This is a genomic window from Marinobacter oulmenensis, from assembly GCF_014201735.1.
GTDB lineage: Bacteria > Pseudomonadota > Gammaproteobacteria > Pseudomonadales > Oleiphilaceae > Marinobacter > Marinobacter oulmenensis.
In genome coordinates this window covers 574,770-593,346 of sequence record NZ_JACHFE010000002.1, presented here as the reverse complement: position 1 = coordinate 593,346, position 18,577 = coordinate 574,770, and the positions used below count along the sequence as shown (strand labels likewise).

15 protein-coding genes are annotated in these 18,577 nt (G+C 58.6%); 14 read left to right on the top strand and 1 reads right to left on the bottom strand.

Going from position 1 to position 18,577, the window contains the following annotated elements; translation table 11 throughout:
* Positions 1-11: 11 nt before the first annotated feature.
* The gene (locus HNR38_RS05950) at positions 12-920 is read right to left on the bottom strand and encodes an XrtA system polysaccharide deacetylase (RefSeq protein WP_246362408.1); all 909 of its coding nucleotides are present in this window, start codon (positions 918-920) and stop codon (positions 12-14) included.
* A 261-nt stretch (positions 921-1,181) separates the two neighbouring features.
* Here HNR38_RS05950 and HNR38_RS05945 point away from each other — a divergent pair, with 261 nt between their 5' ends.
* The 14 genes from HNR38_RS05945 to asnB all read left to right on the top strand — a co-directional run bounded on the left by HNR38_RS05945 (position 1,182) and on the right by asnB (position 18,575).
* Positions 1,182-2,588 carry a TIGR03013 family XrtA/PEP-CTERM system glycosyltransferase gene (locus HNR38_RS05945; RefSeq protein ID WP_183700735.1) on the top strand — a complete coding sequence of 469 codons (1,407 nt, stop codon included), beginning with the start codon at positions 1,182-1,184 and terminating at the stop codon, positions 2,586-2,588.
* Between the two features lie 31 nt (positions 2,589-2,619).
* Positions 2,620-3,258, top strand: a complete 639-nt coding sequence (locus tag HNR38_RS05940; protein WP_246362405.1) for an XrtA/PEP-CTERM system exopolysaccharide export protein — start codon at positions 2,620-2,622, stop codon at positions 3,256-3,258.
* On the top strand, positions 3,258-4,829 hold the full coding sequence (locus tag HNR38_RS05935) for an XrtA system polysaccharide chain length determinant (RefSeq protein ID WP_183700734.1): 1,572 nt from the start codon (positions 3,258-3,260) through the stop codon (positions 4,827-4,829). The genes HNR38_RS05940 and HNR38_RS05935 overlap by 1 nt, the downstream gene beginning before the upstream one ends.
* Positions 4,829-5,704 carry a P-loop NTPase family protein gene (locus tag HNR38_RS05930; RefSeq protein ID WP_183700733.1) on the top strand — a complete coding sequence of 292 codons (876 nt, stop codon included), beginning with the start codon at positions 4,829-4,831 and terminating at the stop codon, positions 5,702-5,704. Before HNR38_RS05935 ends, HNR38_RS05930 begins: the two co-directional genes overlap by 1 nt.
* A gap of 4 nt (positions 5,705-5,708) precedes the next feature.
* A complete protein-coding gene (locus HNR38_RS05925; protein WP_183700731.1) occupies positions 5,709-7,058 on the top strand; it encodes a hypothetical protein in 1,350 nt (449 codons plus the stop codon).
* A gap of 76 nt (positions 7,059-7,134) precedes the next feature.
* Positions 7,135-8,247 (top strand): GNAT family N-acetyltransferase, encoded by a 1,113-nt coding sequence (locus HNR38_RS05920; RefSeq protein ID WP_183700729.1) that lies wholly within the window; start codon positions 7,135-7,137, stop codon positions 8,245-8,247.
* Complete coding sequence (locus tag HNR38_RS05915) at positions 8,244-9,473, top strand: TIGR03087 family PEP-CTERM/XrtA system glycosyltransferase (RefSeq protein WP_183700727.1); 1,230 nt, start codon at positions 8,244-8,246, stop codon at positions 9,471-9,473. Before HNR38_RS05920 ends, HNR38_RS05915 begins: the two co-directional genes overlap by 4 nt.
* Positions 9,470-10,060 (top strand): acyltransferase, encoded by a 591-nt coding sequence (locus tag HNR38_RS17490; RefSeq protein ID WP_183700725.1) that lies wholly within the window; start codon positions 9,470-9,472, stop codon positions 10,058-10,060. The genes HNR38_RS05915 and HNR38_RS17490 overlap by 4 nt, the downstream gene beginning before the upstream one ends.
* Positions 10,061-10,074: 14 nt before the next feature.
* Positions 10,075-12,540: a hypothetical protein gene (locus HNR38_RS05905; protein ID WP_246362402.1), complete on the top strand. Its 2,466-nt coding sequence runs from the start codon at positions 10,075-10,077 to the stop codon at positions 12,538-12,540.
* Positions 12,537-13,487, top strand: a complete 951-nt coding sequence (locus HNR38_RS05900; RefSeq protein WP_246362399.1) for a glycosyltransferase family 2 protein — start codon at positions 12,537-12,539, stop codon at positions 13,485-13,487. The genes HNR38_RS05905 and HNR38_RS05900 overlap by 4 nt, the downstream gene beginning before the upstream one ends.
* On the top strand, positions 13,484-14,611 hold the full coding sequence (locus HNR38_RS05895; RefSeq protein WP_183700721.1) for a glycosyltransferase: 1,128 nt from the start codon (positions 13,484-13,486) through the stop codon (positions 14,609-14,611). The genes HNR38_RS05900 and HNR38_RS05895 overlap by 4 nt, the downstream gene beginning before the upstream one ends.
* Positions 14,604-15,587, top strand: coding sequence for a polysaccharide deacetylase family protein (locus tag HNR38_RS05890; RefSeq protein ID WP_183700719.1), 984 nt, complete (start codon positions 14,604-14,606; stop codon positions 15,585-15,587). Before HNR38_RS05895 ends, HNR38_RS05890 begins: the two co-directional genes overlap by 8 nt.
* Positions 15,580-16,629, top strand: coding sequence for a GNAT family N-acetyltransferase (locus HNR38_RS05885; RefSeq protein ID WP_183700717.1), 1,050 nt, complete (start codon positions 15,580-15,582; stop codon positions 16,627-16,629). The genes HNR38_RS05890 and HNR38_RS05885 overlap by 8 nt, the downstream gene beginning before the upstream one ends.
* Before the next feature lie 11 nt (positions 16,630-16,640).
* The gene (gene asnB, locus HNR38_RS05880; protein WP_183700715.1) at positions 16,641-18,575 is read left to right on the top strand and encodes an asparagine synthase (glutamine-hydrolyzing); all 1,935 of its coding nucleotides are present in this window, start codon (positions 16,641-16,643) and stop codon (positions 18,573-18,575) included.
* Positions 18,576-18,577 lie beyond the last annotated feature (2 nt).

Genomic DNA, 18,577 nt, shown 5'->3' with positions numbered 1-18,577 from the left:
TAACGCTCGGTTCAGGCCAGCCGGACCGCCGGGTCCGTGGGCGCCGGAGGCGCTTCCGCTTTATAGGCATTATAGCTTTCGGTGACGGAACCAAACCGGAAATCTTTCAGTAGTCGTTCCAGGCGAGCCTGGCAGAGATCAAGGTTGGTGTAGTGGCGGAATCGCGATAGCCAACTGGCGTTCCGATACCGGGGCTGATCCGGGTCAATTTCCCATGGGTGCAGGTAGAAGACCACCGGCCGGTTGCCCCGGCAGGATGCGTTGCGAAACAGGTAACGGAAAACCGGGTAGGGAAACTGTCGGAAGTAACCGCCGCCTGCCGCAGGAACGGACAGGCCCAGAACACGCGCAGTGGTCAAAGGAAATTCCCGGATGGTATGGCCGCCCGGTGTACTGAGGGTGTAGGGCGCCTTTGGTGAGTCCGGAATACCGTACCGATCATGGCGAATGGGGAATATGCTTGAATCCCATGTGAAGCCGGCTTCGCACAGAATATCGAGTGCCCACAGTGAATCACGGGTTATGGAATAGCTGGCCGCCCGGTAGCCATGAACGCTATGCCCCGTGATGTCTTCGAGCAGGGCTTTGGCTTTCAGCGTTTCCTGCCGGAATGTCTCCGGCGACTGGTTGTAAATCAACTGGTGACTGTAACCGTGGGAGGCGATTTCATGTCCGTGATCAGAGAGCTTGCGCACCAGGGCTGGATAACGTTCGGCAACCCAGCCAAGGACGAAGAAGGTCGCGGTGACCCCATGCCCGTTAAAAAGTTCGAGAAGACGTTCGGTATTGCGTTCCACCCGGCTAGGTAGTGACTCCCAATGCTCGGGTCGTATCACGTTGGAGAGGGCGGCAACATGGAAATAGTCTTCCACATCAATGGTCATGGCGTGCAGGGATGAACTGGTTTTCGCGCCTGGCATCTCCGGTACTCCTTTCCGGTGTTTCAGCAATCCGATGAAATTTTTGTGGCTGCTGGACAAATCCGATGACTACCTGCTACAAAATAGACACTGACTGTAAAATATAGAAAAGTAAAGTTACAAAAAGATACAATAATATCGGTTATTGAGTGCTTGGTGCGTAGCGGTCCTGTCATTGAAGCTCTGGATTCCTTTTGAGGAACTTCTTCGGGGCGGGGCTGCGTATCGCTGATTGTCAATGAGTCGACAAGGAAGTTCAGCGTGTCTTACATACGGTTCAGAAAGCATTACCTCCATCTTCCGTACGTGGTGCTAGGGCTGGTTGAGTTTGGCGTGTTGTTTGCCATTTTCTCGCTGTTGGCCCTGTTGCTGGCGCCACTGGGGCTGGCACAACTGCCCACGCCTCCGGATCTGGCCTCTGCGCTTATGTTCGCGGTGGTGATGAGTGCAGGAACGCTGGCTATGGGCGGATACCTGGCCATGGTTCAGGAAACCGCGTTGTCACTGTTCCTGCGCACCCTGGTTGCCTACTGCTTTATCGGCGGGCTGGGTCTGACCATTCTGTATTTTCTTTTTCCATCGGCGGATCCGGGCAGCACCGGTCTGTTCTGGGCCGTGGTGCTGGCATCCTTGTCTGTCCTTCTGATCCGGCTCGTGTTCCAGAGAGTGGTGGATTCCGAGCAGGTGGTCCGGCGCGTTGTGATTTTTGGCGCCGGTGATCTGGCGGCCTCGCTGCTTGAGGAATACCAGACCAACATGCGGGCTCTGGGCATCCGGATCATTGGCTGCATTGCCGACAGTCCGAATCGAACGGTCGGTGACGAACAGCTGATTCCGCCGCCCGGCGACTTTTACCGCTTCTGCCTTCGCAATGAGGTTTCGGAAATCGTGATTGCCCAACAGGAGCGGCGCAGCGCTTCTGGCGGGTGGCTGCCGGTGCCGGACCTCATGGAATGCAAGCTTCGCGGGATTGCAGTGACAAACGGCATCGATTTCTACGAGCGCGAGCTCAAGAAAGTGAAGCTCGATATGGTGCATCCGTCCTGGATCGTGTTCTCCGATGGTTTCAAGGCGTCGCGTACCCGTGCTTTTGCCAAGCGGTTGCTGGATCTGACACTGAGCCTGTTCATCCTGTTGGTGGCATGTCCTTTCATGATTCTCACGGCGCTTGCTGTGTGGGCGGAAACCGGCCGTCCGGTGCTGTATAGCCAGAACCGGGTGGGCATGCTGGGCCGGGAGTTCCGGATCTATAAAATCCGGAGCATGAGACTGGATGCTGAAAAGGATGGCAAGGCCCGGTGGGCGAGCAGTAAGGATGATCGCATTACCCGCGTTGGCGCATTCATACGCAATACCCGCCTCGATGAATTGCCGCAGATCTATAATGTTATCAGGGGCGAAATGAGCATCGTGGGGCCACGCCCGGAGCGGCCGGAATTTGTCTCAGAACTCACCGAAAAGATTCCGTTCTATGACACCCGCCATTATGTCAAACCAGGCCTGATGGGGTGGGCGCAACTGAAATACCCCTACGGCGCGTCGGTAGAGGATGCCAGACACAAACTCGAGTATGACCTTTACTACTCGAAAAACCATAGCCTGATGATGGATCTGCTGATCATGATCCAGACCGTGGAGGTCATCCTCCTGGGCAAGGGCGTACGTTGATGATCATAAAAGGGATTCTGGAGGGATGGTCATGATGACAGCAAAACACGTGTTCGGAACGCTACTGGCCGCTTTGGTGGTGATGTTAACGGGATGCTCCGGGCTTCCCTCATCCGGGGATATGCCACCGGTATCGACTCTGGAGCCGGAGCCTTATGAAATCGGGGTGGGCGACACGATCTCGATTCATGTCTGGCGGGACCCGGAGCTCAGCCAGTCGATTGTTGTCCGTCCGGACGGTTTCATTTCCATGCCCCTGATGGGGGATGTGAAAGCCGAAGGCAAGGAGCCGGAAGCCCTGGCTTCCGAGATCGGTACGGCACTGAGTGAATACATCCGGACACCGGAAGTCACCGTGATGGTGACCAGTCCCGCCAGCAAGGAATTCCGTAACCGTATCCGGATTACCGGACAGGTTGCCCAGCCGCAGTCGGTGGCCTACCAGCCGGGCATGACCGTGCTGGATGTCGTACTGATTGCTGGTGGTGTTACCGATTTCGCCGCAGAGGACAGGGCGGTACTGCATCGCCAGATTGATGGCAAGTACCAGAGCTTCTCTCTCGACCTGGAGGCGGTACTGGAAGATGGCGACATGCAGACCAATCACCCGCTTCAGCCGGGGGATGTCATCAGTGTGCCGCGCAAGGCGCTGTTTCGGGGTGAGCTCTGATGGATCTTCAGTACCTGCTGGATACCCTGAAGGCGATCCGGCTTGAGCTGTACAGCAAGAAAACGGTGGCCCTGCTTGTGTTCATGCTGGTCACCGCCGGCGTGCTGGCCTTCGGCTATGTCATGCCCAAACAGTATACCTCCGAGGCGGTTCTGTATGCCGATCAGTCGAGCATACTCCAGCCACTGCTGGCGGGGCAGGCTGAGGTGACCCAGATCGAGCGGCTTAATGAAGCCCGGGAGATGTTGCAGAGTCGCTCCTTTCTCGAACAGATCGGAGTGGACACCGGTTTGATGTCCGGTGTCGACAGCGATGCCGTCAAATCGGCAACCATTGCCCGGCTGCGACAGCAGATCCGGATGCGTGTCACCAGTGGCAGCTTCCTGGAACTCCGCTATACCAGCCCGGATGCAGAGGAATCCTTCCGGGTACTCAGTGCCGTACTGAACCGCTTTATTGAGCGGACCGTCCGCAAGAAACGCTCCGAGAGCCAGGGTGCCTTTGAATTCATTGATTCCCAGGTTCAGGCCTATCAGCGCCAACTGGAGGATGCCGAGCAGCGCCTGAAAGAATTCAAGTCCGGCAATCAGGAAGGCACCGAACGCAGCGCTCTGACACGCATTGAAACGCTGCGCCAGGAAATCGAAAACCTGAAGCTCGAGATCCAGCAGAGTGAGGCGGAAATCCAGTTGCGCCGCAACCAGTTGGCGCAAGAGGAACCGGTGCGCCGGGTCACCGTCGACCCTGGTAAATCATCTGCAGAGCGTCGTCTGGCGTCACTGCGACAGGAACTGGACAGTCTGCTTCTGCGTTTCCACGAAAAACACCCGGATGTGGTCAGTGTGAAGTCGCAGATTGCCGATCTCGAAGCGCAGGCAGACAGTCCGGATGAGGGCAGTCGGGAAGGGGCGGTGACCGAGGTCATGGAAAACCCCGTCTACGAGAATCTGAAAATTGAACTTTCCGAGAGCACAACCCGTCTTGCTGTGCAGAAAAAACGCCTGGCGTCTCTGGAAAACCTGCTTCAGGACGCCTTCCAGCGATCCGAAAAAGTGGCCGAGAATCAGGCCGAACTGGCCGAACTGACCCGGGACTACGACGTTACCCGTGGTGTCTATGAAGACATGCTGCAGCGCCGGGAAAAAGCCCGTCTGTCCATGACCCTGGATGTGCAGGGAGAGGGCATCAGTTACCGGATCCAGGAACCGGCGACCTATCCCACCAGTTGGGACGGCCTGCAGCTCTACCAGTTTGGTATTGCCGGCCCGTTCCTGGGGAGCGCGTCTGTATTGGGCCTGTTGGGTATGCTGGTCATGTTCGATCAGCGCATTCGGTCACCGCGGGCATTGCAACTGGCGTTACCGGAAAACGTCCCGGTACTGACTTCGATTCCCAGGTATCGCAGCACCTGGCGTGACCGGCTACTGCGCAGGGAGGTGCTTGTGCCATTGTTGGTGCTGGCGGTCTTTATGGCGGGCTATCTGGCGGTGCTTGTCTTCAACATTCTGGGCATTGATCCCCGACAGTTGGTGATCCAGGCCACGGAACTGCTTGCCGGCGGGGGCAATTGATGGACGATAACAAGCTATATAACGCCTTGCTGAAAAGCGAGGAAGAACGTCGCCGCAAAGGTCAGCATGAGGGTGAAGCCCGGCCGGAGGACAACTTCCGGAAGGAGCGGCCCTTCGCCGGTTCCGGCAGGAAAGAGCCGAACTGGGTCAGGCTGGATGTTGATGCTGGGGAGCACCCGCCTACGGTATACGATTCCTCACTGTCGCTCGCTCTGATCAGTAATCCCGCTCCATGGAGCCGGGAGCAACTGCGTGAGCGGAAAATCATTTACCCGGGTATGCCCGACAAGGCTGTAATGGATGCCTACCGGGAGCTTCGGATCCAGTTACGAAACCGGGCGGGGGAGGCAAATTTTACCATCATGCTTAGTAGCCTGGGCCGGAACGGCGGTTCAGTACTGACGGCATTCAATCTGGCAGCGGCGTTTGCCATGGACTCCCACACCTCCGCCTTGTTGGTGGATTGCGACCCATACTCCGGAGCTCTGGGCTATTTGGTGTCCACTCCGATCGCCAGCGGGGTCACGGATTTTGTGGCGGATCCTGCCATACCCATCAAGGACATCCTCTACCCAAGTGGCGTGGCCAGACTGACGGTGATTCCGGCGGGAACCCAGGTCTCCTCGGCGGTGGAACTGTTCTCATCGGTACGGATGCGCCAGTTGATGGTGGAGCTCAAGGAAAAGTACCCCGATCGATGCATCGTCATCAACGCGCCGCCCTTCCGGGACAGCACCGAGGCCCGGATTCTGGAGCGTTTTTCCGATCAGATTGTGTTTGGCATTCCTTTTGGGCAGGTGACCGGGGACGAAGTTGCGGATTCGATTGAAGCTCTGGATTCAGACAAGTTTGCGGGTCTGATTTTTGAGGAATAATCCTATGAATGTGCACACAGGGAAGTTCGTCTGGAGTCGGCTGGCAGGCCTGGGCATGGTTGGGCTGATCAGCGCAGGAGCATCCGCCCAGAGCCTTGATGACAGTATTCAGGCCATATCCGGTTCTGCCTCCGTGTTTGCCGGCGTTGCCCACAGTCGGGCGGACGGAGCAAACGGTGCGAATTCCACCACAGAACCCAGCATCGGTGTTTCTGGCAGTGTGGGCGGCGGCATGCGCAGCGGTGCCAACGCGCTCGATCTTCGGTACAGCGGCACCCTGGAGATGGAGCGGGATCTGGCCAATGGTGGTCAGTCTGACAGCAGCTCCCTGGTTGGTGCCACCCGATTCAACCACTGGGATCCGGCCAGCCCTTTTGATTTCAACCTCGGTCATACAGTGAATTCCGTTCGTAATGACACTGGGTTTGTGGCCAACCCCTCCGAATATGATACCCGCCACAGCCTCAGTGGTGGAGCGGGGTTGCGGGTTTATCGGGGCGAGCTGACCGAGCTTCGGATTTCCGGGCAGGCCGGGCGCAGTTACGGTGAAGGGGATGTGGGCGGAGATAGCTCCTACACGGGCTCCGCCACACTATCGAGGCGACTGAGTGAGCGTTCTTCGGCGAGTCTGGTCGGTTCCCGGAGTATCTCGGACGAGTCGGATACCGACACTACGATTGATTCCCTGCAGCTGTCCTACAATCGCGTTCTGGAAACGGGCAGTTTCGGTATAGGCGTTGGTGTCAGTCAGGCGGAAACGGAGTACAACGACGGAACCGCCTCCGACTACGAGGCTGGCACCGGGTTTATCACCCGTTCCTGGATGACTCCGGACTCCCAGACCATCGTGGAGTACAACCGCCGCCTGACCGACAGCACGATTGATCTTTCCCTGGATGTTCCGGAATTCCTGTCCTTTTTGCCCGATAGCGTGCGTCTGACCGAGTTGGTGCTGACTGATTCCCTTTCTGTCGCCCACAACACCACCCGGCTGTGTGATGTCTGTACGCTCGGTTTCGTTATCGAGGGATCCGTACTGGAGTCCCAGTTGTCGGAGACCAGGCGCCATGAATACCGGACCAGTGCCAATCTGGGAGTGGAGCTTACCTCACTGCAGACGCTGACCATAGGCTACACCTGGCAGGGCGATGCTGGTGAGGATGCCGGCACAATCGAGGAACAGGTACACCGGATCAATACCCGCTGGACCCGGGAACTGGCTGAGAATACATCTTTCAGCGTTGATTTCACCCAGTCGTATCTTCGCAGCCGTGTTCCCGGAGATGATGAGGAAGAGTTTTTGCTGCGACTGATGTTTAGCCACGGCTTTTCACTGACGAATGTGGGCGGTTGATTTGTCGCAGCCCGGTTTAAGGATAGAGAGGAGTCTTCAACCCATGGATTGGCTAGGGCGGGGAGTTGGCCAGCAAATGCATGAGACCGAGCTCTTGGACGTACAAAGTAACTGGGTGACGGATAACTTCCACACGCTGGCGGGTGACTGGATTGGGCTGGAAGAAAAGGCTCAGCCAGAAGTGTTTCTGTCATGGCACTGGATTGGCAACTGGCTAAGGGTCTACCGGCCGGAGGTTCTGGTGCTGAGGGTATGGGACCGGGGCAGCCTGGTGGGTATGGGCCTGCTGTGCTCGGATGCCGAGCGACGGCATGGGGTATTGGTATCCCGGTGCCTGAAGCTGCATCAGACGGGTTTGCGCCATCAGGATCAGATCTGGATTGAGTACAACGGCTTTTTGGCGGAACGCGGATATGAACCGCTGGTCGCGCGGGCCTGCGTCGATCACCTTCTTCAACATCACCGGGGCTGGGACGAACTGGTCCTAGGCGCCAGCGACCGGGAATACATTGATGAACTGTCCCGTCTTACCGGTCTGACGTCACATATCAGGTGGCAGGCCCATTGCTATGGCATCGATCTTCAGGCCCTGCGGAAAGAAGGGAGCAGCTATCTTGCCAGCCTGTCAGGTAACACCCGACATCAGATCCGCCGTGCATGGAGACTGTATGAGGAGACAGGGGCTCTGCATCTGGAGCGGCCGAATACGGTGGCTGAAGCCCTGGCGCTGTTTGACGCCATTGGCCCCTGGCACCTTCGTCGCTGGGGAGACGGTGGCGCTGGCAGCGGCTATGCCAATGCCCAGTTCACCAACTTTCATCGGCAACTGATTGAAACTCAATGGGAGAAATCCGGAGTGGACCTGATCGTGGTAAAAGCCGGCGAGAGAACGATCGCACTGTTCTACAACCTGCTGTACCGCCGTCGGGTCTACTTCTATCTGGCCGGATTCCCGGCAGAAAACGATAACCGACTCAAGCCCGGTCTGCTGGGCCATGCCCTTTGTGTCGCCGACTACCTGGAGCGTGGCTTCAATTACTACGATTTCATGGGGGGGGACGAGCGCTACAAGGCCCAGTTGGGGCAGCAGAAAGGAGAGCTGGTCCAGGCCGGACTGCAGCGCCAACGCCTGAAACTCCGTGCGGAGCAGACCGCCCGCCGTCTGAAACACTGCTGGTTAGCGCCGTGAACATACTTCTGCTGTCACACCGGATTCCGTTTCCGGCCAACAAAGGTGAAAAGATCCGCACCTACCATCAGCTCCGGTTTCTGGTGGAACGGGGCCATCGCATATCTGTTCTGTCGCCTATTGAAACGCACGAGGATCATGATTATGGCGACCAGTTGATTCAGCAACTGGGTATTGATGTCCGGCTGTTCCCCCTTGGGCCGAAGTGGCCCCGGATGGCCTGGGGATTGCTCTCGGGCCAGCCGCTGTCGGTGACCCACTTCTACAGTCGGTCTTTGCAACGGGCTTTCGACGAGGCCCTGGCTTCGCAACAGTTTGACGCCGTAATCTGCACCAGTTCGGCCATGGCGTTTTATGTCCTGCACAGTGACTCCCTCAATGCTAAGCACCGATCCGATAGGCCGCGATTGATCCTGGATTTCATGGATCTGGACTCTGATAAGTGGCGCCAGTACCAGGCCCGTTCCAGTCAGCCCATGGCCTGGGTATATGGCCGGGAAGCGCGGCTTTTGAGCCGGCTGGAGTTGCGTTGCTATGACGTTTTCGATGAGTGTTTCTTTATCTCGGACAATGAGGTCGCGCTTTTCTCGACGCTTCTGGCTGACACCGGCAAAGTCTCGGTGCTGGGCAATGGCCTGGATACCCAGGTGTTTTATCCCGGGCCAGAACGGGAGGATCCGGGCCACCCGGTGTTCCTGTTCACCGGCGTGATGGACTACAAGCCCAACGTTGATGCGGTGTGCTGGTTTGCGGAAGCCCTTTGGGAATCGATTCGCTCGCGCTGGCCTGATGCAGAATTCGTGATTGCGGGTATGGCGCCAGCGCCGGAGGTGAGACAACTGGAACGGAAACCCGGTGTCACTGTCACCGGCTTTGTTGACGACATCCTGCCCTGGTATCACCGGGCGGACATCTTCGTGGCGCCTTTCCGGCTTGCCCGGGGTGTCCAGAACAAAATACTGCAGGCGTTGGCCTGCGGGTTGCCGGTGGTCACCACCTCGCTGGGTCTTGAGGGCATCAGCGCAACGCCTGGCAGGGACATTGTGGTGGCGGACGACGAACACGGCCTCCTGGCCGGTATTGCCCAGATCCTCGACAGCCCGGAGACCCGGCGGCGCATGGCTGATCGGGGCCCCGAAATTATCCGGCTGGACTACAGTTGGGAGTCCAGACTGCAAGGCCTTGCCCGGGCTCTCGAAACGGCAGACCTGAGGAGCGGGGTATGAACTCGTTCCTGAAGTCTCTGTTCCGTCTGTTTATGACCCTGCTGGCGGCACCGCTGATTGTGATCTACTGGCTGTTGAGGCCGGTCAGCCGAGCAGATCAGCTGTTTGCCGGCTTTTCACAATTGCTGTCTCTGGTGCCGGGCCTGAGCGGCAGCTATCTGCGGGTTGCCTTTTACCGTTTCACCATGGGGGCCTGCTCACGGGATCTGTATATCGGTTTTGGCACCCTGTTTTCACAGCAGCCCACAGAACTGGGCAGTGGCTGTTACATCGGTCCCCAGTGCAATATCGGTCTGTGCACCATCGAGAAAAACTGTCTGTTGGGTAGCGGGGTTCACATACTCAGTGGTCGCAACCAGCATCGTTTTGACGGTTCCGATACGCCCATTCGCCTGCAGGGTGGTGTCTTTACCCGGGTGACGGTGGGGGAGAACAGCTGGATTGGCAATGGCGCGATTGTTATGGCCAACATCGGTAGCCGCTGTGTTGTCGGCGCCGGAGCGGTGGTTACCCGGGATGTGCCCCCGGGGTCGGTTGTGGTGGGTAATCCTGCCAGAGTCGTCGATGCCGGAGGGGAGCCGCGATGACGGGACACCCTGGAATGCTGGTCGGTCGAGTCGATAACCCCGGCGGAACAAAGCAATGGCTGCGCTTCGCGTTGCCATTGCCGGCAGGGCAGTTTCCCGCCCATGCCTTGCCGTCGGTTTATTCGCCGGATGGCGGGCTGCTCCATATTGATATGAAGCCCCTGAGAAACTGGCCTGACCACTCTGCCCAGTGGCTGTTGGTTGATGCCGTGACCGATCGGATCTGCAGGCTGTTCCTCAGGGATCAGACTGGCCAGGCGGGTGTTCAGGCCAGCGCAACCTCTGCGCTTGATGGAGCCGTTTTTGTCGATGACGAAAACCCTTCCCGGGTTCATGTCGGGGAGGCGCTGGCGATTGAACCACGGTTGATGATCGGCAGCCGTTGGCGGCCCCTGGCGCTCGCCTCGCAGAGCGTTGAGTCGGGCAGTCTCGCCAGCCGTTACCGTTTGCTGTTTGAGGTGGATGGCCAGGCCGATCTGGTGATCAGTCTGGAGCTGATGCAGGTGCCACTGGCGAACCAGAGTCGTTGTACGCTGACCGTCCATAACCAGGCCGCCAGCCGACACCCGGGTGGCTGCTGGGATCTGGGGGATCCAAACAGCATCGACATCGATCGCCTGGCGCTTTGCATCCAGTGCACCCAGGCGAAGGGGACCCGGCTCACCGTTGTCGAAGACGCCGAGGAAGGGCTAGCACGGCCGGTCACACTGGAAACCGGTGAGCTGCATCAATTTGGCAGTGGTGGCCCGAACTGGCAGTCCCCCGTTCATGTTGATCGTGAGGGTGGAGTCGCGGTTCATGAACGTGGTTTCCGCTTGGACGGAGGGCCGGAAACAGAGACGGTTCAGGGCCTGCGCGCGCGCCCCGGGGTGTCGTTCCAGACCGGAGAAAGCGACACTCTGACCCTGACGCCCCATCGGTTCTGGCAAAATTTCCCCGCGTCTCTGGTTGTTGAGCCCGGGCAAGCGGAGTGGGTGCTGTTTTCTGCTCGCACGGAATTGCAGCCGGGGGAATCAAAAACCTGGTGTTGTGACCTCGGGCCCGCGCAACCCGAGGCCTGTTTTGTTCATGAGCCAGGCTGGGTTGATGGCACCCGGGTATTGCCCGGTTACCAGGTGTCTGTGGATAACGAACTGTCCCGCCTGCTGGGCAGTGGAGTGGATGGCCCGGATTCCTTTTTCGATAAGCGCGAAGCCTGTGATGAATACGGCTGGCGTCATTTCGGCGAGCTCTATGCGGACCATGAGGCGCTGAACCAGCCCGGCGACGGCATTTTCGTGTCCCACTACAACAATCAGTACGACCCGATCTGGGGGTTCTCCCATCGCCATCTTGCCACCGGCGATCCGCGCTGGAGTGAACTGGCGACTGACCTGGCCAGGCACGTGGTTGATATCGATATTTACCGGACGGACCGGGACAAGGCCGAATACAACAACGGTCTGTTCTGGCATACCGACCATTACCTGCCGGCGCTGACCGCCACTCACCGGACCTATTCGAGACACCACATTTACGCTTATGAGGGACACCAGGGCGGCGGCGGCCCGGGTGGACAGCACTGTTACACCAGTGGCCTGGCCCTGCGCTATCTGTTGACGGGCGAGCCTGTCTACCGCCAGACCGTACTGGGCCTGCTGGACTGGATACGCTGTTTCTACAACGGTGCGCCCGGTGTCCTCGCCCGACTGCACCGATTGGCGAGCGTGGACCTCAAGAACGGCCAACTGACCAACATCGGCTTTATCGAGAAGGGATTCAAGTATCCCCTGGACCGGGGGACGGGCAATTATCTGAATGCCCTGATTGATGCCTGCCTGGTGTCCGGAGATGCCAGCCTGACCGGGGAAATGCACGCGGTGGTCCAGCAGACGGTGTCTCCACAGGATGACCCCGGCGCCCGGCAACTGGCCGACGCGGAGAATCACTGGTTCTATATCGTTTTTCTGCAGGCGCTCGCCCGTTATCTGGTGCTCAAGGAACAGCTGCAGCAGGACGATGCACGGTATGCCTATGCCCGGCACTGCTATAACCATTACGCCGACTGGGTCCTGAAAAACGAACAGCCGTATCTGGATCATCCGGAAGCACTGGAATTTCCGACCGACACCTGGGCTGCTCAGGATATCCGAAAGGCAAACGTTCTTTACTATGCCGCCTATTTTGCGCCGGACAGGGCCGAGGAGTTTCTGGAGCGGGCGGAAGCCTTCTGGCAGTACTGTGTGTCCGTCCTGACCCGCTCGCCAGAGCGGCATACCACCCGGATTCGAGCCATTGTGGCCCAGAACCTCGGGGTACGGGAATGGGTGCTTGAGAACCATATATCCCCTTATCCGCTCACTGACCTGGAGCCGGGAACTCTCCGGCGGCCGGGTACCGCAGGTCTTTTCCTGAGAGACCTCGGGCGGGCTTTGCCCGGCTTTTCCCTGACTCAGGAAGTGCGCTGGATGAAAAGCCGGCTAACCGGGCGGGGGCAATGACCATGGATCGAGTGGACTTTGTTATCCCCCACATGGGGCGGCCGGAGATGCTGCGGGAAACGGTGGATTCTATCCTCGGGCAAACGGTTCCGGAACGGATTGCGAGCATCACGGTGGTGACCCGCAATACCGGCGATCTGACCTTGCCGGCTGACCCACTACTGCGGGTAATCCATGCCCCGGGCGCATCGTCCATTTCGGAACAGCGAAACCTGGGAACGGCGGCTGGCTCGGCCGCACTGATTGCCTACCTGGACGCCGACATTGAGCTGGACCCGGACTGGCTGGAAACCTGTGTCCCGCTGCTGTCATTGAATCCGGACCGGGTTCTGGTGAGTGCCATGCAGAAGCCATCGGGGCACGCCGGAAAAGTGGAGCAACTGCGGACCGCCCTGAGTAACCTGGCGCTGGATCAGTCGGTCCAGTTCCTTCCGGGCCGCAACCTGCTTGTGTACCGATGGGCCAATGAACGGGTCGGGGGCTTCCCGGAGTATCTGCAGACCTGTGAGGACTATTACTACACAGACCAGTTATCCGGCGTTGGCGAACTCTTTTACACCTCTGCCTGCGGCTATGTGCACCTGGGCGAGGACCGGTCGCTGGCCCAGACCTTCCATAAAGAGATCTGGCGGTCTGAAAGCAACCTGATGTCGATGGCTGGCCGGCCCATCCCGCTGCGGGAATGGCCCAGTATCCTGCTGCCGTTCTGGATGCTGTGTGCCTACCTCTTCCTGGTCCTGGGACTACTGGCACCGGTGTGGCTGATGACCGGTGCCATCATGCTGGTGATGCCTCCGGTTCTCTATGCTCTGAGACTCTACCGCCATCCACGGAACCAGCAGCCGCTATACTTTCTGTTGTTGTTCTATCTGGTTTATTTCACAGCCCGTTCCATTGGCACCCTGAAGGGTGCAAGGCATCTGTTCAGAAGGAAGCTCACGGAATGAGTGTCAAAGTTCTTCATCTTATCTGTCCTACTGGATATTACGGTGCCGAGCGCTGGGTCAACGCGCTGGTGGGTGCCAATGACGACCCGAACATTGAGTATCATCTGGCGATCACTGACGAGCCGGGTGCCTCGGATGAGGTGCTGGAGAGGACCAGCCTGGCGGCCCGTTATCATCATCGGGTTCCGATGGGGTCGAAATTCGACCTGAGAGTAATTGCACGGCTAGTGACTCTGTTGAAAGAACACCGGATTGATGTTCTTCATAGCCATGGATACAAGTCGGACATTCTCGGCGTGGCCGCTGCCCGCCTTGCCGGCGTGGTTTCCGTATGTACGCCCCATGGTTTTGAAAATGCCAATGACTGGCGTCTGAAAACCTACATGTGGCTGGGTGGCAAGAGTTTTCACTGGTTTGATCGAGTCTGCCCGCTCTCCGGTGATATTGCCCGCGAACTGATCCAACGGTATCAGGTTGACGCCCGCCGGATACGCCAGATTGACAACGGGGTCGATCTGGGAGAAGTGGAGCGTGCCCTGGTGAAGCCCGAGCCACGCCGGGATAGCCTCTTTACCATTGGCTACATTGGCCAACTGATCAGTCGCAAGAACCTGACAGCAACCCTGGAAGCTTTTGCTCATTTTTATGGCCGCCATCCCCGTTCCCGCCTGGTGCTGATTGGTGATGGTGAAGAACGGTCGGGCCTGGAACATCGCTCCAGCGAACTCGGCATCAGCGGCGCGGTTGAGTTCCTGGGATTCCGGGACGACCGCCTTGGCTTCCTTCCGACCTTCGATGTCTTTGCCCTGACGTCCTCACTGGAAGGTATTCCCCGTTGCCTGATGGAAGCCATGGCGGCCGATGTCTGTGTGACCGCTTTTGACATCCCGGGGGTGGATCAGTTGGTGGATAACGGGCGTACCGGCGTACTGGTCAGCAATGGCGATACCCTGGCACTGTCCCGGGCCTGGTCTGAATTGGCGGCAGCCCCGGCCAAGCGGAGCGAATTGGCCGGGGCAGGCCGCAACTGGGTATACCAGCGGTTTTCCGCATCCGCGATGGCCGCCAGTTACGCCAGCCTGTACCACGATCTGATGTCCCGGCAGGTGGCCAGCCATGCGTAATGTCCGTTTTGTGCTGAGTGTGGATACCGAGGAGGAATGGGACTGGGACGGTCCATTCCCCAACAAGGTGATCTCAGTGGACAATGTGGGCCACTTGCCCGAGTTTCACGATCGGATTAATGAACAGGGCCTCAGGGGCAGTTATTTTCTGGACTATGCCGTTCTGGAGAATGACGAGTCCCGGCAGATTCTCGAGAACCTGTATAACCGCTATCAGGATGTGGAGTTTGGCGCCCATCTTCACCCCTGGGTGACGCCACCGGTGGTCCCGGTCAATGCTGAAGCGGACTCCCACATCGTCAACCTGCCGATTGAGGTGGTCTCAGCACAACTGGAATCATTGACGGCCCGGTTGAGGGATCTGACCGGCCAGCAGCCAACGGCTTTCAGGTCCGGTCGCTGGGGGATCAACGACGCGATCCTCAAGGTGCTGGCAGACCAGGGATACAGTGTCGATTCAAGCATCTATCCTTTCTATGAGAATGACTGGTTCAGTTGTACCCGGTACGACAGCTGGCCCATGGCCATGTCGTACCTGAAGACGGAACCGGAATTGATCGAGTTGCCGGTAACGGCCGGTTTCAATCATCGCCCCTTTGACCAGGCCCAGCGACTGCACAAGCGTCTGGAACGCCCTGCCTGGGCCCACTTTCATGTGATCGGCATCCTGTGGAAGCTGGGTCTGCACCGGAAAATCTATCTCAGTCCGGAATTGTCATCTGCCCGGGATATGATCGCCCTGTGCCAGCAGGTGCTGGATCAGGGGTGTCCGGTCATCCATATGTATCTGCACAGTTCCAGCCTGCTGCCTGGATCCACCCGTTACGTTCGCTCAGACACGGACAAGCACAGGCTGATGGAGCGGATTGACCAGGTGGTGGCGTTTCTGCGGTCCGAATGTGATCTAAAGCCGGTCACGATTTCCGAAGCCGCCTGGCAACTCAGAGATGAAGGAGTGCTGAAGGAGCATGACTGAGGTTGTCATTATACCACCGGAGCGGAAGGCGGAGTGGAACCGATGCGTCGAGAGCCTCGATCATTCCACTCCCTATCATCGCTACGACTGGCTCGAAGCCGTCAGTGAGAGCTATGGGCACGACGTCCTGGCGTTGGCGGTAGAGGACCGTGGCGCCCTGTGCGCGCTGCTGCCGCTGGTGCATATGGCCAGGCCTCTGTTGCCGGGCGCTCTGATCAGCCTGCCTTTCTGTGACCTGGGAGGTCCGATTGGTGATTCACGGTATTTCTGGCTGCTTGAAGAACAGGCGCTGGCAATGTCGAGGGCACTGGGGTGCCGATCTCTGGAAATCCGGTCACGTGATCCTGTGGCGAGGGTTGCCGACGACTCCCAAACGGCAGCATTGCATGGACAGAAAGTCAGCATGTTGCTGGCCCTGGAGGAGGGGGGAGAGCGTCAGATGGCGGCGTTTCGTCCAAAGCTTCGCAGCCAGATCCGGAAGGCTGAAAAAAACGGCTGCCGAGTAATGCTTGGTAATAACGAGGTGCTGATCAATGACTTCTATCAGGTGTTCTGCTGCAACATGCACGCCCTGGGATCACCCGTTCATAGCCGTGCCTTCTTTCAGGCGGTGGGGCGGGCTTTTGGCGCCAAGGCCCTGGTGGCCGTTACCTATCTGAATGAGCAGCCTGTGGCGGGTGGGATTGTCCTGCGCAACGGCCCACGGGCGGCCATTCCCTGGGCGTCCTCGTTATCGGAATACAACCGGCTGGCGCCCAACATGCTGTTGTACTGGGCATTCCTGGAAGCCTGTGCCAATGACGGAGTCAGGGTCTTTGATTTTGGCCGGTCGACCTGGGGCGAGGGCACGTTTCGGTTCAAACGCCAGTGGGGCGCTCAGCCGTACAGGCTCGAATGGACGGACCTGCTGGCTGCTCCGGAAGCCTCCGGTCAGGCAGGCTCCGGCAGGGTGAGAGAGTTGGTGGCCGGGGCCTGGCGACGGATGCCTCTGGGCATGGCGAATGCCATCGGGCCGGTATTGCGCAAACACATTTCCCTATAGGTGCAACGGACATGTGCGGAATAGCAGGATTTACGACTTCACAGGCCGGTGATAGCCAGCTCGCGACGGCTCAGGCCATGGTCGAGGCGATCCGCCATCGCGGCCCGGATGCCCAGGGGGCGGAGTTGCTCCGCGGCGCGGTTTTTGGTCACGCCAGGCTGAGTATCATTGACCCGGGGCCGGCCGGCAATCAGCCGTTTATCTCGGAGGATGGTCGCTACGCCCTGGTTTTCAATGGCGAAATCTATAACTACCAGGGCCTGCGTCAGGAACTGGTTGAGGCCGGAGTCCGCTTTCGCACCGGCACCGACACCGAAGTCGTACTGCATCTGATGGCCCGTGAAGGTCCGACGGCAATCGACAGGCTCAATGGCATGTTTGCTCTGGCCTTCTGGGATAACCAGTCGGGTACGCTGGACCTGGTGCGTGATCGCATCGGTAAAAAACCGCTGTACTACGCCGAGAAGGATGGAGAACTGGTGTTCGCATCAGAGCTGAAGGCCCTGCTGGAATACCCGGATATGCCCAGACGGATACGCGCCGATGCCGTTCATGATTTCTTTGCCTACCAGTATATCCCGGAGCCTAAAACCATCTTCGAGGGTATCCACAAGCTGGAGCCCGGCAGCCATCTGCGTCGGACACCCGAAGGACAGATTCATACCCGGCGGTACTGGACGCCCGACATGGGGGAGCCGGCCAGTATTGGTGCAGAGCAGGCGCGCGACCGTTTGCTCGATCTGCTTCAGGAGGCCACCGATCAACGCATGGTCAGCGACGTGCCGTTGGGGGCTTTTCTGAGTGGCGGGGTAGACTCCAGTGGGATTGTGGCGCTGATGGCCCGTAACGGGAAGACCGTCACTACCTGTTCCATCGGTTTTTCCGACGAGGCATTCGACGAAAGCCAGTACGCCGATGCCGTGGCCCGGCAATATCAGACGGATCACAGAGTGCATACGGTCCGTGATGGCGTCGAGGACCGTCTGCTTGATATCTGCCGTTTTCTCGATGAACCCTTCGCCGATCCAAGCCTGGTGCCGACCTTCCTGGTTTCCGAGTTGGCCCGACAGGATGTCACCGTCGCCCTGACCGGTGACGGCGGCGATGAAGTGTTTGCCGGCTACCAGAAATACGTGAAGGATTGGCAGGAGCAGAGACTCAGGCGGCGGTTTCCGTCGGCTGCACGGCGTGTCATGGGAGAGTTGGCCCCGATGCTGAGGAAAGTGCCTTCACGTTGGCTGAGGCGGGCGGGGTCACTGATGCAGAGTCTGAGTCTTGACCCGGCCAAGGCGTTTTATGTCACCAACAGTTTTCTGGATGAACACCTCTGGCAGGCTCTGATAACCGATGACTTTCGCCGGCAGTTGGGGGATTACCACCCGTCGGAGCTGACCGAAGCGGCCTATCACCGTTGTGACGGGCCGGATCATCTGTCACGGATTCTCTACACCGACATGACCACCTTCCTGCCCGGGGACATTCTGTTCAAGGCCGACCGCATGAGTATGGCCAACTCTCTGGAACTGCGTTCCCCGTTGCTGGACTACCGCATTATCGAGTTTGCCAACCAGTTGCCGTCCAGCCTGAAATTCAACGGCGGTGAAAAGAAAGTGGTTCTGCGCCAGGCCCTGGAACCGCTGTTGCCCCGGGAGATCCTGAATCGGCCAAAAATGGGGTTCTCCACACCCTTGGCCGGCTGGTTCCGTGGGCCGCTCAAATCCCTGGCGGAGGGCGTCATGCTGGAGAGGGGCGAAGGGCTTGGTGAACTGTTTCGGCCGGAAAGCATCCGGACGATCTGGAACCAGCATCAGAGCGGTGGCTTTGATCACTCGTCACTGCTCTGGAGCCTGCTGATGTACGAGTTGTGGTGGCAGAACACTTTCAATACAGCAACGGCAGAAGCGCCAGCGATGGCGGATGAACGCGTTGCCCTGATGGATACGTGACA